The organism is Marinomonas sp. TW1, assembly GCF_001625355.1.
In the GTDB taxonomy this organism is placed as follows: domain Bacteria; phylum Pseudomonadota; class Gammaproteobacteria; order Pseudomonadales; family Marinomonadaceae; genus Marinomonas.
In genome coordinates, this window is the sequence record NZ_JSEE01000009.1 from 123,096 (window position 1) to 138,807 (window position 15,712).

Here is a 15,712-nt window from a genome sequence, read left to right on the forward strand (position 1 = left end):
AAGTGCCGTGAATTTTTGGTATTTGAGCATCATTATCAATGTCTGACAGCTGCAGAATACCTTATGTTGTTCTGGTGACAGTCTGTCTTCTAACTATAAATATAGATGTTGTTGCTTTATGAAAAATCAAAACTCAGCGATCCAAGAAAATGCTTCTAACCAGTTTGTTTATGGCAATATGAAACTGGCCTTTATTTTATTGATTACCTGCTTTGCAGCTTGGGGAGTAGCGGCCAATATGACCGATCCTCTGGTAAAAGTGTTCAGTAAAATTTTCACTATGAGTACGTTTGAATCTGCCTTAGTGCAGTTTGCTTATTATGGCGCGTATTTCTGCTTAGCCATTCCTGCCGCCTTCATCAATGCGCGTTATTCATACAAAGCAGGTGTGCTAAGTGGTCTTGGCTTAGCGATTTTGGGCGCGTTGGCTTTTTATCCTGCTAGTGCTTCCATGACCTATGGATTTTTCTTAGCAGCCTTATTCATTATGGCTGCGGGCATGTCTATTTTGGAAACTTCGGCCAATCCTTTCGTTATGGCGATGGGCCCTGAAGCGACCGCAACACGTCGTTTGAATTTAGCGCAAGCCTTTAACCCAGTCGGTACCAATATCGGTGTTTTTCTTGCTGCAACCTTGATCCTTCCTAAGCTGAACACTGCGTCAGCAGACGAGCGTGCCAGTATGGCGCCTGAAATGCTAAAGAGCATTCAAGCGGAAGAGCTGACAGGGGTCATGACGCCATATGTTGGTATGGCTTTTGTTCTGATGTTGATTTGGGTCTTGGTATTCTTTATTCGCGTACCAAAAGCAAATACGTCTGGGGCAGGCTATCGTGAAGAAGCGACTAAGATTGATTTCTTTGCAACCTTGGGACGCTTGTTTGGTAATGCTCAATACCGTTGGGGTGTGGTTGCTCAATTCTTTAACGTTGCAGCCCAGACTTGTACTTGGACTTTCACTATCCAATATGTTCAAGAAGCGATTGGCGGTACGGAAGCCAGTGCGGCGGATTACTTACAATACAGTTTGATCATCTTCCTAATCTCGCGTTTTGTGATGACTTGGTTGATGGGGTTCTGTCGTCCGGCTTTGTTGCTTAGCTTACTGGCAGCCGCAGGGACGGTATTGTGCTTGTATGCGGTATTAACGCCAGATGTATCCGGTGTGTGGGCTATTGTGTCTATTTCAGCTTGTTTGTCACTTATGTTTCCAACCATTTATGGTGTGGCTTTGAATGGTCTAGGTAGCGATACGAAATTCGGTTCGGCTGGATTGGTTATGGCGATTCTGGGTGGTGCGATTATGCCATTGGTACAAGGTGCGACGATTGACGCTTACAGTGCAACCGTATCCTATGTGGTGCCGGCGGTTTGTTTCCTAATGGTTGCGGCTTACGGTTTGTTCGCAATGAAGCGTACTTAATCGCTTATCCGACTTGTTGAAAAAAGCCTCGCTTATGCGGGGCTTTTTAATGTCTGTAAAATAATTCATACTATGTTTTTATAAGGAAGTGAATGTGTTTGCAAATGATTTTTTTACTCGTCGATCTGTGGTCTTTGCCTCAGCGGTTATTTGTACGTTTCTTTGGGGCAGTTCTTATCCAGGCATTAAGACGGGTTACTTGTTATGGCAAATTGAGGCAGACGATATTGCGTCGCAAATGGTGTTTGCTGGCCTGAGGTTTTTACTCGCAGGGGTATTTTTGCTGATCTTGATGGAAGTGATTGGGCGAAAAAAAGAGACCTTTCAATGGTTCAAATTCCGTCAGGTCTGTTTGCTTGGAATCACACAAACCAGCTTTCAATACGTATTTTTTTATATTGGAATAGCCATGCATTAATAATGAGAAGGTTTTACATTTTAATGACAGGTAATTTCCCTGTTTTGAAGTATTTAAGTCTTCAATGGCTGTTTAACCTGCCAAAACAGCAAGCTACCAGAAAGTAGGCCACAACAGGCCAAACCAGTCCAGATATAGGTATGAGAAATATCACTTGATGAGAGAAGCCAACCTATGGTGATGTTGCCGGTAAAGGCATAGAGGCCGCCTATACAAGAGTACAAACCATAATGGCTGCCAAGTGTTTTAGCTTCACAGAAAGTAGGGACATGTGCGCCCAATAAAGGAAATACCAGCATGGATCCTAAGCTAAAAAACAATGCACAAAATATAAACGGTATGGCTGGGAAGGTGTCGAAATGCAGGTTCAACCATAAATAACTGCTGCCCATAATCGACATGCCTAATCCCATGCCCAGTGCGGTGCCAAGTCGATGCTCAACAAAACGACTAACTGGCATCTGCATGAGGACGCCGGTAATGGATGACGTAGCAAACACCCAAGTAATGATGGTGACATCTTGAGTCACGACTCTTACTTCATGGGGAATGGCGACGTAAAGCTGGTGGAATAGCAGGTGATAAACAGAAGAACAAAGCACAAAGGCCATAAAAGCTTTGTGCCTGATCATACTGAGCCATTGTTGCCAAAAGGGCGGTTGGGGGTCTCTCAATGTGTTTTTCTGAGTGTCTAATTCTGGCAAAAAGCGCCACTGAATCACCAGAAGAATGCTGAATAATCCAGCTGAGAATAGACCCACTAGAGCAAAATCCACTACCAGTAAACTCAGACCAACTAATGGCCCCAATAACATACCGGCTTCAGAGGTCAGGTTTTGTAAAGCAAACACTTTTTGTCGCTGATTTCGATGAGGGTATTCTGACGCTAAATAAGCTTGGCTACTAGGCGTAAATAAGGCACCGGCAAAACCGGAACAAAAAGCCCCAAGTAAAAGTACAGGGATGCTTTGACCTAACCCCAGTAAAGCAAAACCAATAATGCGTATGGCGCAGCCCATTAAAATCAGCTTCTTATAGCCAAATAGATCCCCCAGTGTGCCACCGACCAAAAACAGACCTTGTTGGCTTAATACTCTCAAACCTATGATGGCCCCGACAAACCAACCCGTAATGCCCAAATCGTGCTGTAAATGATCTGCCAAATACGGCAGCAGCATGTAAAAGCCGAGATTAAAGGTAAAGCCATTTATCACCAGTACTTTGCCTGCTGGTGATAAAAGCCGAGAGTCGTTTATAAAGTGCTTGAAAAGCATGTTGTTGGGTTCTTTAAAGCGTTGTGGTGGCTAGCGAATTTGATTTAATAGGGTATCCATTCGCTCGGGCTTAAGGGCCATTTTAGAGCGTAAACGGGGGGCTTTTTTGTCAATCAAAGCTTGGTTTTTAGCATCGCCAACTTGGATCATACCGACCATGCCCATCATCAAATGTGGCGGGCAATAGTATAGGTGTACGCCTTCTGTATCAAGTGTGATGGTATAGGCTTTGTCCAAAGCAGATTTCCACTGTTGACTGCCTTCAGGTACCACATAAGACTGAGCGTTATGACCGGAATGATTGGGAAGAAACGTGACGGTGTCACCAACTTGAGCGTGAATAAAAGCGGGCTCGAATATCATGCCACCTTGTTCAGCTGAACCATAATTTAGCATTTGAATCTGCCATTCTTTGGCATAAGCGGTGTGGCCGAATAGGGTGATGCTAAGCGTCATTATCACGGCGTAAAGTTTAGATCGCATTGGCTATTCCTTTGGCTGATTGCGTTACTTTATTGTCTGGCAGTGCGTTTGCTTCTGCGCGGTTTCTACGAATGGTCCGTACGAAGGGTAGACCATGGCTGTCTTTGGATATTTCAGCTTGTACGCCATACACATTCTTGATTAGCTCAGGGGTGAGAATCTCTTTCGGATGGCCACTCTCCACCAATTGACCCCCTTTTAGCACTAACAGATTATCTGCATATTGAGCGGCTAGATTCAGGTCGTGTAACACCATTAAGGTTACCCAACCTTGTTGCTTAGTTTGCTCATCAAGGTGATCCAATAAAACATGCTGAAAGTGTAAGTCTAGAGCACTGACGGGCTCGTCTAACATGAGAATTTTGGGGTTACGCATCAAGGCTTGAGCGAACAAAATCATCTGGCATTGACCACCACTGAGTTTGTTTACTGAACGATTGGCCAAGTGCAACAGGCCGATTTTATCTAACGCCGATAAGGCTTGTTCAATTAAGGCATCATCAAGTCGTAAACTCAGTGCATCAAGTTGACCTAGCAAAACCACTTCCAACACGCTGAGTTCAACATCCAGTCGGATATCTTGCGGCATGTAGCCGAAGAGTGTACGCCAAGCTGACAACTGTTTTGTTGATAACGCTTGATCAAAAAAGCGTATGTCGCCAGATTTGGCTTTAATATCGCCAAATAGGGTTTTTAGTAGCGTGCTTTTGCCTGTGCCATTCGGGCCAATGATGACGTTGACTTTACCCGGTTGCAGAGAAAAAGACATATCTTTTGCGAGCGTTAAAGTATCTAACGTGACATTGAGTTGATTTATCGTCAGCATAATCTAGCGCCTTTTTCCTAAAATTAACCAGAAGAAGAAAGGCACACCTATGATGGCGGTAACTATGCCAATGGGGAATAAAGCACCAGGAACGATGACTTTCGATAACACGGATGCACTGGACAGTAAAAAGGCACCAATCAAAAAAGACAGCGGGATGAAAAAACGTTGATCTTCGCCTACCAAAATTTTCGCAATATTGGGTGCTACAATACCAATAAAGCCGATGATACCGACAAAGCTAGTCACCGTAGCGGTCATCAAGGCGACGATAAAGAGCGTTTTGAGACGCAAGCGACTGACATTTACCCCCAAACTTTTTGCTCTTTCTTCCCCTAAGCGTAACGCGGTGAGTTTCCACGCATCTTTCATCAAAAAGATCATGCAGACCAGAGTAACGCTACCGACAATCAGCAGATTAGACCAAGATGCTTTAGACAAACTGCCAAATAGCCAAAATAGAATTTGCTGACTTAACTCTGGCGAAGAAATGAATTGCACCAAAGACAATAATGATTGAAACAAAAACAATAAGGCAATACCGGCCAAAATAAGCTGACCAGAACTGATGTGTTGCATGGTCGCCAAAGCAAATAAGAAGGCTGCTGCTAGCATGCAGCAAACAAACGCGCCAAGAGGTACGGCCACATTCGCATTTAAACCAAGCGAGCCAACATACAAGGTCATGGCGGCACCAAACCCGGCCGCCGCGGCCATGCCTAAAGTATAAGGACTGGCCATGGGATTGTTTAACAGGGTCTGCATTTCAGCCCCACCTACCCCTAAAACACCACCAACGATGACCGCCATGATGGCAATGGGCAACCTTAGGTTTGTCACTATGACTTCTGTAGTGGGATCAACGGGCGTGTCAAAACCAATGAGATGAAGCAGGGCGTTTGCCACTTCTTTGACGTTTAATAACGATGGGCCAGTGGCCACATCCAAAATGAAAGAGGTGATTAACACCACGAATAGGATACTCATAACAAACCAGCGACGTTGTTCAGAACGTCGCTGGTTTGAAATAGCATCAGAAAGTAAACCTGATGACTGCATAGTTAGAATACCGGCTTAAATGTTAGGCGGTATATTACTCCGAAAGTTGAACAGTAAAAGTACCTGTAGGGGTAACAGGTAAGTATTTCTTATAGAAATCCAGATAAGCCTGCTCAGGATTGACGTCTTTGAACTGGTCTGGGTACATGGCTTTGGCCATGAATTGGGCCATAGAAGCATCTAAAATGGTACGGGAAGCACCTTGGTAAAGGCCATAGACTTGATCATTTTTTACGGCTGGCATTTGCGCCCAGCCTGCACGTTTTGTGAAACCGGCTAAGCGTTGTTCCGCCAAATCACGATCAATACCTTGTCCCATTGGCAGAGCATCGCCTTTGACACCAGACTCTGTACCTGTGATGAATACAACTTGTGGTTTTGAAGCCAATACTTGTTCTGGGTTCATTGGTCCCCACCACTCGACAAAAGGAGTGGCAATGTTATCGCCTTGCAACATGGTTACCATGGCACCCCACATGTTTTTACCGTAGGTAAAACTATATTGACTGGGTCCTTTGTTACCAAACTCGACGTAGGTACGTGGTTTTGGTAGCTTCGCTTCTTTAATGCGCTTGATAGTATTTTTAATGGTAGTTTGGTACTCGTTTGCGATTTGATCCGCGCGTTGTTCTTGACCTGTTAACTGACCAATAATCTGCGTGCTTTTTACGTGGCGTTCCAAGGTTTGTGCGTTGTAATCCACTACAACAATTGGAATACCTGCGTCTTCTAAGCGCTCAACATCCATTCCCAAGCCTTTGTATTGCCAATCGGATAATAAGACAACACTGGGTCTTAGGCTCACTACTTTTTCAATAGAAAACGTTTGGGCTTCCACTTCACCCACATCTGGGATTTGTTTTAGTGAAGGACGGTAGTTGGTGTATAGATTCCAGCTAGCCGGACGCCAAGCTTCCCAAGTATCGCGGGATAATCCGACCACATGATCAAAGGCTTTTTCTGTGCCTATCGCCATATAATCTTCAGCATAAAACCCGAGGACAACTCGTTTAGCGGGTAAGTCAACTTCAACTTGTCTGTCTAAGACATCATTAATAACCGTTACTTTTGCTTGGGCTGTAGCTGTCAATATGGACATTCCAAGAGCCATGGCAAGGAGGGAGCCGAGTTTCATCAATGTGATCCTTTATTTGAGAATGATTTTCGCATGTGAATCTTACTCAAATACGATCTTTTTTCAAGAAGTATTCATAGCAAGTACCAAAATGATTCTTATTGATAGGATTTTGTCTAAAAAGTTTTCGCTTCCAGCCCCTCTGACCTTTACTTGCAGATTTTTTACATTGAATGACTGGTTTAATTAAATGCAATTGATTATCATTCGCCGCGTCATTATAGAGTTAATGATTCTCATTATTGGAGGCTTTTATGGACGTTGCTTTTCCGGACTATGATTATGATGCTGATCTTTTGTCGTCGTCAGACCAGCACAAAACCGATTTATTTTTATTCAATTCCAGTCAAAATTTGGTACGAGCTAGAGGCGTGAGTCAAACGTTAGAGACGCCTCTGTCAGCCAAGACCTTTCAGCATGATGTTCAGAGAGTCTTTGACGCTGAAAAAATGAAAGGCATAGATAACCCTATTTTAGTGGGCGCTATTCCATTTGATTTGGATCAACCATGTCACCTTTTAGCCCCTAAATGGTCTGAAAGAGTTAAGCCCTTCTCTGCTAATTTCCCCGCCTTTAAAGACAAAGATTTTGCACATCACGTTCTAAGCCATTCGTTTACACCAGATCACAATAACTTCGTGAAAATGATTGAAGAGGCTTTGGTGACACTTGGTCACGATGATTTAAAGAAGATCGTATTGTCAAAAACCTTAGATTTGACCCTTGATAAGTCCGTAGACATCCCTCGTTTATTAACCAATATCATGGGACAAAACCCGAATGCCTATCATTTTAGTGTGCCGCTTGAAACGGGCATTCTGATTGGTGCGAGCCCTGAACTGTTGATCAGGAAAGAAGGTAGCACGCTTTATTCTAACCCGTTAGCAGGCTCTGCTAAGCGCAGCAAAGATCAGCAAGAGGATCGACGAGTTTCACAAGTATTGCAGCAATCTAAGAAAGATCAATATGAACATCGCATTGTAGTGGATGCCATTCGTAGTGCACTAATTCCTATGGTTCAGTCAATGAAGCTAGAGGAACAGCCAAGTCTTATTTCCACCCCGACGATGTGGCATTTATCAACGCAGATTGAAGCCATATTAGCGAGTGACTCAGGGCTGAGTATTTTTGATGTGATCAAGCGGCTGCATCCAACACCAGCCATGTGTGGCACACCTACAGGTTTAGCACATGACCATATTGCGGCATTAGAACCACATCAAAGAGGTTTCTTTAGTGGTTTGGTTGGTTGGTGTGATGCGCAAGGTAATGGTGAATGGGCCATTGCGATTCGCTGTGCTGAAGTGGCCAGTAACAAGGTGAGACTGTTTGCTGGTGCAGGTGTGGTACCGGATTCTTGTGTAGAAAGTGAATGGCGAGAAACCAGTGCAAAAATGCAAACCATGATTAATGCTTTTGGTATAAAGGATTTTAACAATGACGATTGAGTTTACGGCTTGGCCAGAAGAATTTGCGACAGCATACCGGGAAAAAGGTTACTGGACGGATCGTCCAATGACGGATTTGATCGATCATGCTCCTAAAGAGAATCTCGCGGTTTTGTGTGGTGAACGCCAATTTACCTACGCTGATTTAGGCCAAAAGTCTCAGAACCTAGCCGGTTATTTGCATCATCTAGGTCTTAAACAAGGTGACACGGCACTGGTACAGTTGCCTAATATTGCTGAGTTTTATGTTGTGTTCTTTGCGTTGTTGCGGATTGGAGTTGTACCAGTTAATGCTCTATTTAGCCACAATGAAAATGAGTTGTCCGCTTACGCAAAACAGATCAAACCAAGCCTTGTTATCGCCAGTCAACAGCACAGGTTATTTGCAAATGATCAATATTGGTTAACCCTGCAACAGCAAGAGTCTAGCCTGAAGCACATTTTATTGGCCGGAGCTGGCTGGGGGGCATCCTTGGATGAAGCAATGGCAACCTCGTCACAACAATTGGTTGACCACCCTAATGCACCAGACCAAGTGGCATTTTTCCAGCTCTCAGGTGGTAGTACAGGAACACCAAAGCTGATTCCAAGAACCCATAACGATTACTTTTTCAGCATACGTCGCAGTGTTGAAATATGTGAATTCTCCTCATCGACTGTGTATTTGTGCGCTTTACCTTGTGCTCATAACTTTCCCATGAGCTCTCCTGGTGCTTTCGGTGTGTTCCACGCTGGTGGCACTGTGGTAATGGCCCCTAATCCGGAAGCGAACGTTTGTTTTGATTTAATTGAACGTCATCAAGCCAATGTTGTGGCATTAGTGCCACCGGCGTTGGCTCTTTGGCTGCAAGTTGCTGTGGATCGGAAGTCCTCTTTAACCTCATTGTCCTTGGTTCAAGTAGGAGGGGCGAAATTAAGTGAAAGCATCGCAAGACAAGTTCCCGAGACGTTGGGTTGTCAATTGCAGCAAATCTTAGGCATGGCAGAAGGGTTGGTGAATTACACGAGATTGGATGATGACTTTGAAATCATTGCTAAGACTCAGGGTTACCCAATGTGCTCAATGGATGAAGTGAAAGTAATTGGGCTGAACGGCCACCCCGTTGCTCCTGGTGAAGAGGGCGAGTTGGTGACACGTGGGCCATACACCATTCGAGGTTATTACAAGGCAGCAGAACACAATGCCAAAGTGTTTGACCGCGAGGGCTTTTATCATACCGGGGATCTGGTAAGCCAAGATACGAATGGCTATCTAACCGTTGTTGGCCGAGATAAAGATCAAATTAACCGTGGTGGTGAAAAAATAGCGGCAGAAGAGATCGAAAATCTATTACTTAAGCACGAACACATTTTACACAGCGCCCTTGTTGCTATGCCGGACAGTATTATGGGTGAAAAAACCTGTGCTTTTGTTGTGCCTAGGCATGATGGATCAAAGTTGAAAAGTGTACAACTGAGAAAGTTCTTAAGAGGTTTTGGTATTGCTGATTATAAGGTGCCTGATCGCTTTGAATTCATCGATGCTTTACCGCTAACACCAGTAGGGAAACCTAATAAAGTGGCGTTACGAGACGTTATTCGTCAGCGTCTTCAGTTAAATAATGTGTCATAAGGGGAACAATATGAGCATTCCAACAATACCGTCTTATCCTATGCCAGCGGCCTGTGATTTTCCGCAACAAAAAGTAAATTGGGTGTTAGAGCCCGATAGAGCCGTCTTTTTAATTCATGATATGCAAGCGTACTTTTTGCGTTTCTATGATGCGGATTCAGAATTAATAAAGGCCTTAAAACAAAACTTATCCGCCATTAAGGCTTACTGTCATGCGCATGGGATTCCTGTTGTTTACACTGCGCAGCCGAAAGATCAGAAGCCGGAAGACAGAGCTCTGCTGAATGATATGTGGGGAAGTGGATTAAATGATTTTCCACAATTACAACATGTGGTTGATGAGCTGACGCCAAGTGAACAAGACACGGTATTAGTGAAGTGGCGATACAGTGCTTTTCATCGCTCTAATTTACAGGAGTTAATGGAAAGCTGGGGGCGAGATCAGTTATTGATCGGCGGAATCTATGCTCATATTGGTTGTATGATGACGGCTGTTGATGCCTTTATGCGCGATATTCAACCCTTTATGATTGGCGACGCCTTAGCAGATTTTAGTGAAAGTGAGCATTATCAAGCCTTGACTTACACTGCTGGACGGGCGGGTAGAGTGATTTCTACCAATGAGGTTTTGCTTGCCACGAGTGCTCGTTCAAGTGGTCTACATTACGAGCAATTTAAAGCACAAATTTTGAGTTTATTAGACGAAGACGAGCTTGAAGACTTTCAAGCGGATGATGAGTTGATTGATTATGGTTTGGATTCTATTCAAATTATGAATTTGGTTTCTCAATGGAAAGAATTAGGCGTAGACGTTTCCTTCCAAGAGTTGGCGTCGGCGGCGACTTTAAATGCGTGGTGGGATCTACTACAAACCAAAATGACAACGAAACCAGTGGATGTCGTGGAATGAGCCAACTCGATTTTACCGGAAAAACCGTTTGGGTGACGGGGGCTGGGCGAGGCATTGGGTTAGAAGTGGCAAATCAATTTCTCAGTCTTGGCGCTAATGTCATTGGTTTCGACCTCGCGTTTGATGGGGCATCCTATGAGTTTGAATGCATTACAGTGGACATCAGTAATGAGCAAAAGGTGAAAAGCCTTATTGGTCATGTATTGTTAAAGCATCCAGTGCTAGATGTGTTGGTAAATGCGGCCGGCATTCTGCGGATGGCCAGTGTGGATGAGACCAGCTGGCAAGACTTTACTGACTGCATAAATGTTAATGCGGGTGGTGCATTTTTAATGATTAAGCACACCATGGCGTGTTTTAAACAGCAAAAACACGGTGCTATTGTCACGGTTAGTTCAAATGCAGCAAAAGTACCAAGAACAAACATGATGGCTTACTGTGCTTCAAAAGCCGCCTTGAGTTCGCTTAGTCATACGGCTGGGTTAGAGCTGGCGCCTTATGGTGTACGTTGTAACTTGGTGTGCCCAGGCTCAACGGATACGCCGATGCAACGTCAGCTTTGGCAGGATGATCAAGCTGAAGCCAATACCATTAAAGGGTTTCCTGAGCAGTTTAAGTTAGGCATTCCGTTGGGGAAAATCGCGGCTCCAAGTGATATTGCTCAAGTGGTTGTGTTCTTTGCATCGCCAATGGCAAACCATATAACCATGCAAGATGTGGTGGTTGACGGTGGCGCAACCTTGAATGCTTAATCGGTTTCTTCAGAAACAGATTGAAATGCCCAATATATTTGTTATGTTGGGCATTTTTATTGGCTGTAACTAAGTGAAAAATAATAATCGAACTCGTATTCATTTCAAAGGACTGGGTGATGTTCTCGTTCATCATGTGTGTTTTAAGCAAGGCGATCTCATTGCCAATGAGCATACTTTTAACATCAAAAAGCCCAATGAATATCCGCGCTGGCGGTCAAAGCGAAAAGAAACCTATCTAGCTGGTCGACTTGCTGTTCAACTTGCTCAATTCTCACAAAATTTTCCGTTATTTGATGTTATTCGTGGCAATGATGGTGCGCCAATTTGGCCGACAAATTACATCGGGAGTATCTCTCATACGGATAATGAAGCGGTGGCAATTGTTGTTGAACCTGCTGAGTTGGCGATCAAGGGGGTTGGGATCGATATTGAGAGAGTGCAGAGTGCCGCTCAGTTACAGGATAGAGAGTTGATAGGAGAGCCCAAAGAATATGATCTACTAAGGAAAGCCGGTTTTGATGAGAGTATGGCCATTTTAATCTTGTTTTCTTTAAAGGAAAGTGTCTACAAAGCACTCTATCCATACGTTAAGCGATATTTTGATTTCCTAGACGCTGAACTGGTTGAGCTTGAAGAGCACCATTGTTGTATTCGAACAAAAGTGACGTTAAGTGATTCAGTGCCTGCAGGATTTTTGGTAAAGGCAAGGTATCAAATACAGAATAGCAATTTATTGTCTGTCGCCTATTGGTAAGGTATAGGGAATGACTGGACGTTGATGATTGAACACCATAAATGTCTTGTTGATGGCGGTAGTGTCTAACAATAAAAGAAAGTATAAAAAAGACGAATCATGAGTGATTCGTCTTTTTTATTTGAGCTAATACCGCTAAGCGAATTACATGCGGTAAGTCGCGCTTAGACCGATCGTGCGAGTTTGGCCAACTGATGCGCGTGTTCCTCGGTTAATCAGGTAAACAACGTCTTCATTGGTCAGATTTTTAATGTAACCATCTATCATGAAGTCGCCGATTTCGTATTTAACTCTAGCGTTTGTAATGACATAGTCACCCGCTTTATAGTCTTCGGTATTGCCCAAATCCGAGTAATACTCCCCAACGTAGGTAGCGTCTGCTCCAAATGACCAGTTATCGCCGATATACTGAGTAAAGCCCAGCCCTAAATTTAAGTCAGGGGAATAAGTGATTTCATTACCATCCCAAGAAGAAGTGTCTGCGTCGGTAGAGTCAACTTTTGTTTGAAGTGTACCGATAGAGCCACGTATTTCTAAGTTATCTGTGGCAAGTACCGTAGCTTCTAATTCAGCCCCGTAAGTATGTACAGACTTTACATTAACTAGGCGGTTTGAAGTATAGGCTTGATAACCTGAGTAGTCGTTGTAGAAAATGTTTGCGTTAAGGATGAAGCTATCAAAATGACTTTTACTACTGAATTCGTAGGCAGTAACTTCTTCTTTGTCATACGTGTAGTAGCTGTTATCACTCCAATCTAAGCCAGCGCCGCCAGCGTTATAGCCTTTACGTATAGAGCCTCCTAATGTTGTATTGCTTGTTAGAATGTAGGTAGCACTTAATTTTGGTAAAAGTGTTGTCTCTGTTTCATCATGATCAAGGGTGCTACCGTTTGAACGAGCGAGTTTTCTGTCTTGACTCATGCGCTCAATACGACCGCCTGCTGTAATGGCTAGTTTTTCTGTCGCTTCGAAAGTAGTTTCACCAAAAAACGCAAGGGTTTTTTTGGTGCCATTTGCATCAAAGTCTGCTGCTGAGTTCCAGTCAACGTCGAGCAGGGTATCTGTTTGAGATAAATAAAGACCAATTAGGCTTGTAGATCGGCTATTTTGAGGTGTTATTAAGATTCTATTTTCTAAAGCTGTGGTTTCTTCATTTCTCCATGCCTGAGTCTTGCCTGTGTATTCATCAAAATGACTATCTTGCTTACTGCTGCTAATTTGCAAGGTATTTTTGATTCCGTCACTAATTTGATAGTCGATATCAAGAGATACCGTATCTGAGGTTGAATCTTGTATACGTGTATTTTCAGAGCTTAAATCTAATGCTTGGTTATTGTAATCCGATGCCCAATCAAGAAATTCACCTTCATCGTTTCTAGTCGTTATGCTTAGTTTTGCGGATAGGCCATCAATATTTGACGGATTCCAAAGTAACTTTCCCCGAAAATTTGTTGATTCAGCATCATCAAGATCAGGTGCATCGCTGTTTACATTTGTGTAGCTCAACCAACCTTCACCTGTTGTACCATCAAAAGTTAGTCGATAAGCTAATTCGTCCTCGATAAGCGTGCCTGAATTCATAACTGCGATGTTCTTTTTAATATTGCTGTTGTCATATTTTTCTAGACCTAAGCGAATTGCACTTTCAGAATCAAAAGAAGGGTCGTTAGTCTGAATTACAACAGCTCCACCAATTGCATTGGCGCCTTGGTACGTTGATTGTGGCCCTCGAAGTACTTCAACGGCTTGAGTATCCCAAAGCCCTGTAGGGGTGTAGTTATATCCGGCCCATGCTTCAGATACACCATCTACCGTGGTGGTTATACGAGGACTACTTCCCGTTATATAGGCATTACTTCCTGTAGCTGCGCCAGTACCATTAATGCCACGAATATTTATCGTACCAAACCCTGCTGTTGTAACGTTTGGTGCTTGAGTTACTACATCGTTCATTTTTTTAGCTTCACCACTAGCATAACTTTCCCCATCAATAACCGTTACAGCTGTAGTTGTGTCTTTGATGTCTTTATCAATTTTTTCCCCTGTCACCACTAATGTTTCTAGTTGAGTCGAGTTTTCAGCAAATGTATTGGCTGAAATTAAAGCCGCATTAATGCTGATGACAGCGATGGCCACAGTAGATAAATGACTTGGAGTGCGAGTGGATGAGTTCTTAGAGAGATACATGATATTCCTTGTTTTGCATCAGTTTAGTAAAGACTTTGTTAATGTTATTGATAATGAGAACGCTTCGCAATAGTATTGGTGAAAATATTTAACAATCTCGTTTTAATTGAATCAAGGAGGAAGAGTTGTTCGATAAAACAGAGCGCCATAGATTGCTGAACAGTGTTGGAATGGATCTCCATCCGATCGGTTGTCGAGCGTGGTGGGAAGTAATTCGTCAAACTGGAACTCCTTTTATAAAGCCATTAAACGAATCGAGCAGTCTTGTGGTTTTCATCTGGCAAGATCCCGAGGGAAATGAGCAGACATCAACTACCGCTAGTGTGTTATTGGATGTGAATTCACTAACGGATCATCATAGTTGGTATCCAAAATGTCTTCACCGCGTACCTGAAACGGATGTTTGGCTAGGTCAATTGGAAGTGGATTCAAGATGGCGTGGCAGTTACTCCTTTATTCCAATCAAACAACATCAGTTACCAGAAATAGTACGAGAATCACGGTCAGATTCTCGTGAATCGCAACGTAAATGGTGGATGGAGGTTGCGATTAACCAAATAGCGGACGACTTAAATTTGTTGTCTACTTTGGTTTCTGGCTGGGGAATGAGTTCTCCTTTGCATCTCCCTCATGCAAAAAAGGAAGAGGGGTGGAAAGAGTGGGAGCAGGAGCGACTTAATGCCATTCCAGTTGATCGAATTCATACTCTGTACTGGGTAGAAAAGCTACTTAAAAATCAGCGGCCATGTTGTCTTTTCTCTACCGCGACCGGTGAGGCGCCATTGGTGATTTTACTGGATGGGCAGAAATGGAATGCCGCCAGTGGCACGCTTTCTGTACTTCAATATTTGACGGACACGCAAAAAATTGCACCAGCGCACTATCTTTTAATTCCATCTATTGACGGTAAGACTCGTTGGCAAGAGTTAGGTTGTAATCACTCTTTTTGGCTAGCAATAGTCAATAATTTATTTCCGCTCGTTCAGACTCATTTGTCGAAATCTAATCGATCTATTTCGGATTATATGGTTGCAGGTCAGAGTCTAGGTGGGCTTTCGGCTCTTTATGCTGGTTTGGTATTTCCGGATTACTTTTCAAACATTATTAGTCTTTCTGGCTCTTTCTGGTGGCCGGAAGAGAATCGAATGCGCGATTCTAATTCGAGTAAATCTTGCGACATAGTGGTCAATAGTCTGGCAGATCAGATCCTCCAGAAACGTTTCAGCGTGTCTCATTTAAAGGTTTTTATGACGGTGGGAGCCGGCGAGGGTGATATGCACTTTTACAACGATATTACGTGTAACGCAATTAAACAGAGAGGAGGCGTTGTGCATTACGACAAGGTTTATGGTGGTCATGATTGGCTATCCTGGCGTTCAGGTCTTATTGATGGCTTACGACACTTAATGCCAGCAAGGTCTTAATTTT

Annotated in this window: 14 protein-coding genes; 8 read left to right on the forward strand and 6 right to left on the reverse strand. The window is 43.4% G+C overall.

The annotated features are described in order from the left end of the window. Positions 1–118 precede the first annotated feature (118 nt). Both fucP and OA79_RS09980 read left to right on the forward strand, forming a co-directional pair. Positions 119–1,423 carry an L-fucose:H+ symporter permease gene (gene fucP / locus OA79_RS09975; protein WP_063333087.1) on the forward strand — a complete coding sequence of 435 codons (1,305 nt, stop codon included), beginning with the start codon at positions 119–121 and terminating at the stop codon, positions 1,421–1,423. A gap of 94 nt (positions 1,424–1,517) precedes the next feature. After that, a complete protein-coding gene (locus tag OA79_RS09980) occupies positions 1,518–1,841 on the forward strand; it encodes a hypothetical protein (protein ID WP_063333088.1) in 324 nt (107 codons plus the stop codon). Between the two features lie 53 nt (positions 1,842–1,894). Here the strand turns inward: OA79_RS09980 and OA79_RS09985 are convergent, their stop codons facing one another. From OA79_RS09985 to OA79_RS10005, 5 genes are read right to left on the reverse strand one after another with little or no spacing between them, the layout of a single operon-like run. Next, positions 1,895–3,115, reverse strand: coding sequence for an MFS transporter (locus tag OA79_RS09985; protein ID WP_063333089.1), 1,221 nt, complete (start codon positions 3,113–3,115; stop codon positions 1,895–1,897). Positions 3,116–3,145: 30 nt separating this feature from the next. Continuing rightward, the gene (locus OA79_RS09990) at positions 3,146–3,598 is read right to left on the reverse strand and encodes a pseudoazurin (protein WP_063333090.1); all 453 of its coding nucleotides are present in this window, start codon (positions 3,596–3,598) and stop codon (positions 3,146–3,148) included. Then, positions 3,588–4,424 (reverse strand): ABC transporter ATP-binding protein, encoded by an 837-nt coding sequence (locus tag OA79_RS09995; protein WP_063333091.1) that lies wholly within the window; start codon positions 4,422–4,424, stop codon positions 3,588–3,590. The genes OA79_RS09990 and OA79_RS09995 overlap by 11 nt, the downstream gene beginning before the upstream one ends. A 3-nt stretch (positions 4,425–4,427) precedes the next feature. Beyond that, positions 4,428–5,483 carry a FecCD family ABC transporter permease gene (locus OA79_RS10000; RefSeq protein ID WP_063333092.1) on the reverse strand — a complete coding sequence of 352 codons (1,056 nt, stop codon included), beginning with the start codon at positions 5,481–5,483 and terminating at the stop codon, positions 4,428–4,430. A gap of 34 nt (positions 5,484–5,517) precedes the next feature. Further along, on the reverse strand, positions 5,518–6,582 hold the full coding sequence (locus tag OA79_RS10005; RefSeq protein ID WP_231908848.1) for an ABC transporter substrate-binding protein: 1,065 nt from the start codon (positions 6,580–6,582) through the stop codon (positions 5,518–5,520). Between the two features lie 290 nt (positions 6,583–6,872). Between OA79_RS10005 and OA79_RS10010 the strand changes: the two genes are divergently transcribed. The 5 genes from OA79_RS10010 to OA79_RS10030 all read left to right on the forward strand — a co-directional run bounded on the left by OA79_RS10010 (position 6,873) and on the right by OA79_RS10030 (position 12,097). Further along, positions 6,873–8,066 carry an isochorismate synthase gene (locus OA79_RS10010; protein WP_063333093.1) on the forward strand — a complete coding sequence of 398 codons (1,194 nt, stop codon included), beginning with the start codon at positions 6,873–6,875 and terminating at the stop codon, positions 8,064–8,066. Then, entirely contained in the window at positions 8,056–9,678 is a 1,623-nt protein-coding gene (locus OA79_RS10015) for a (2,3-dihydroxybenzoyl)adenylate synthase (protein ID WP_063333094.1), read from the forward strand. The genes OA79_RS10010 and OA79_RS10015 overlap by 11 nt, the downstream gene beginning before the upstream one ends. A gap of 10 nt (positions 9,679–9,688) precedes the next feature. After that, a complete protein-coding gene (locus tag OA79_RS10020; RefSeq protein ID WP_063333095.1) occupies positions 9,689–10,588 on the forward strand; it encodes an isochorismatase family protein in 900 nt (299 codons plus the stop codon). Next, on the forward strand, positions 10,585–11,340 hold the full coding sequence (dhbA, locus tag OA79_RS10025; protein ID WP_063333096.1) for a 2,3-dihydro-2,3-dihydroxybenzoate dehydrogenase: 756 nt from the start codon (positions 10,585–10,587) through the stop codon (positions 11,338–11,340). The genes OA79_RS10020 and dhbA overlap by 4 nt, the downstream gene beginning before the upstream one ends. 73 nt (positions 11,341–11,413) lie before the next feature. Continuing rightward, positions 11,414–12,097: a 4'-phosphopantetheinyl transferase family protein gene (locus tag OA79_RS10030; protein ID WP_063333097.1), complete on the forward strand. Its 684-nt coding sequence runs from the start codon at positions 11,414–11,416 to the stop codon at positions 12,095–12,097. A gap of 144 nt (positions 12,098–12,241) precedes the next feature. Here the strand turns inward: OA79_RS10030 and OA79_RS10035 are convergent, their stop codons facing one another. Next, entirely contained in the window at positions 12,242–14,284 is a 2,043-nt protein-coding gene (locus OA79_RS10035; RefSeq protein ID WP_063333098.1) for a TonB-dependent receptor, read from the reverse strand. Positions 14,285–14,409: 125 nt separating this feature from the next. On the opposite strand from OA79_RS10035, the gene fes reads away from it, so the two are divergent. Beyond that, entirely contained in the window at positions 14,410–15,708 is a 1,299-nt protein-coding gene (fes, locus tag OA79_RS10040; protein WP_063333099.1) for an enterochelin esterase, read from the forward strand. Positions 15,709–15,712: the final 4 nt, after the last annotated feature.

What these genes read in the sequence shown, in the direction of transcription:
- fucP (WP_063333087.1), top strand. Translation starts at nt 119, where the DNA reads ATGAAAAATCAAAACTCAGCGATCCAAGAAAATGCTTCTAACCAGTTT.
- OA79_RS10015 (WP_063333094.1), top strand. Translation starts at nt 8,056, where the DNA reads ATGACGATTGAGTTTACGGCTTGGCCAGAAGAATTTGCGACAGCATAC.
- OA79_RS09990 (WP_063333090.1), bottom strand. Translation starts at nt 3,598, where the DNA reads ATGCGATCTAAACTTTACGCCGTGATAATGACGCTTAGCATCACCCTA.
- OA79_RS10005 (WP_231908848.1), bottom strand. Translation starts at nt 6,582, where the DNA reads ATGTCCATATTGACAGCTACAGCCCAAGCAAAAGTAACGGTTATTAAT.
- OA79_RS10010 (WP_063333093.1), top strand. Translation starts at nt 6,873, where the DNA reads ATGGACGTTGCTTTTCCGGACTATGATTATGATGCTGATCTTTTGTCG.
- OA79_RS10020 (WP_063333095.1), top strand. Translation starts at nt 9,689, where the DNA reads ATGAGCATTCCAACAATACCGTCTTATCCTATGCCAGCGGCCTGTGAT.
- OA79_RS10000 (WP_063333092.1), bottom strand. Translation starts at nt 5,483, where the DNA reads ATGCAGTCATCAGGTTTACTTTCTGATGCTATTTCAAACCAGCGACGT.
- OA79_RS09985 (WP_063333089.1), bottom strand. Translation starts at nt 3,115, where the DNA reads ATGCTTTTCAAGCACTTTATAAACGACTCTCGGCTTTTATCACCAGCA.
- OA79_RS10035 (WP_063333098.1), bottom strand. Translation starts at nt 14,284, where the DNA reads ATGTATCTCTCTAAGAACTCATCCACTCGCACTCCAAGTCATTTATCT.
- dhbA (WP_063333096.1), top strand. Translation starts at nt 10,585, where the DNA reads ATGAGCCAACTCGATTTTACCGGAAAAACCGTTTGGGTGACGGGGGCT.
- OA79_RS09995 (WP_063333091.1), bottom strand. Translation starts at nt 4,424, where the DNA reads ATGCTGACGATAAATCAACTCAATGTCACGTTAGATACTTTAACGCTC.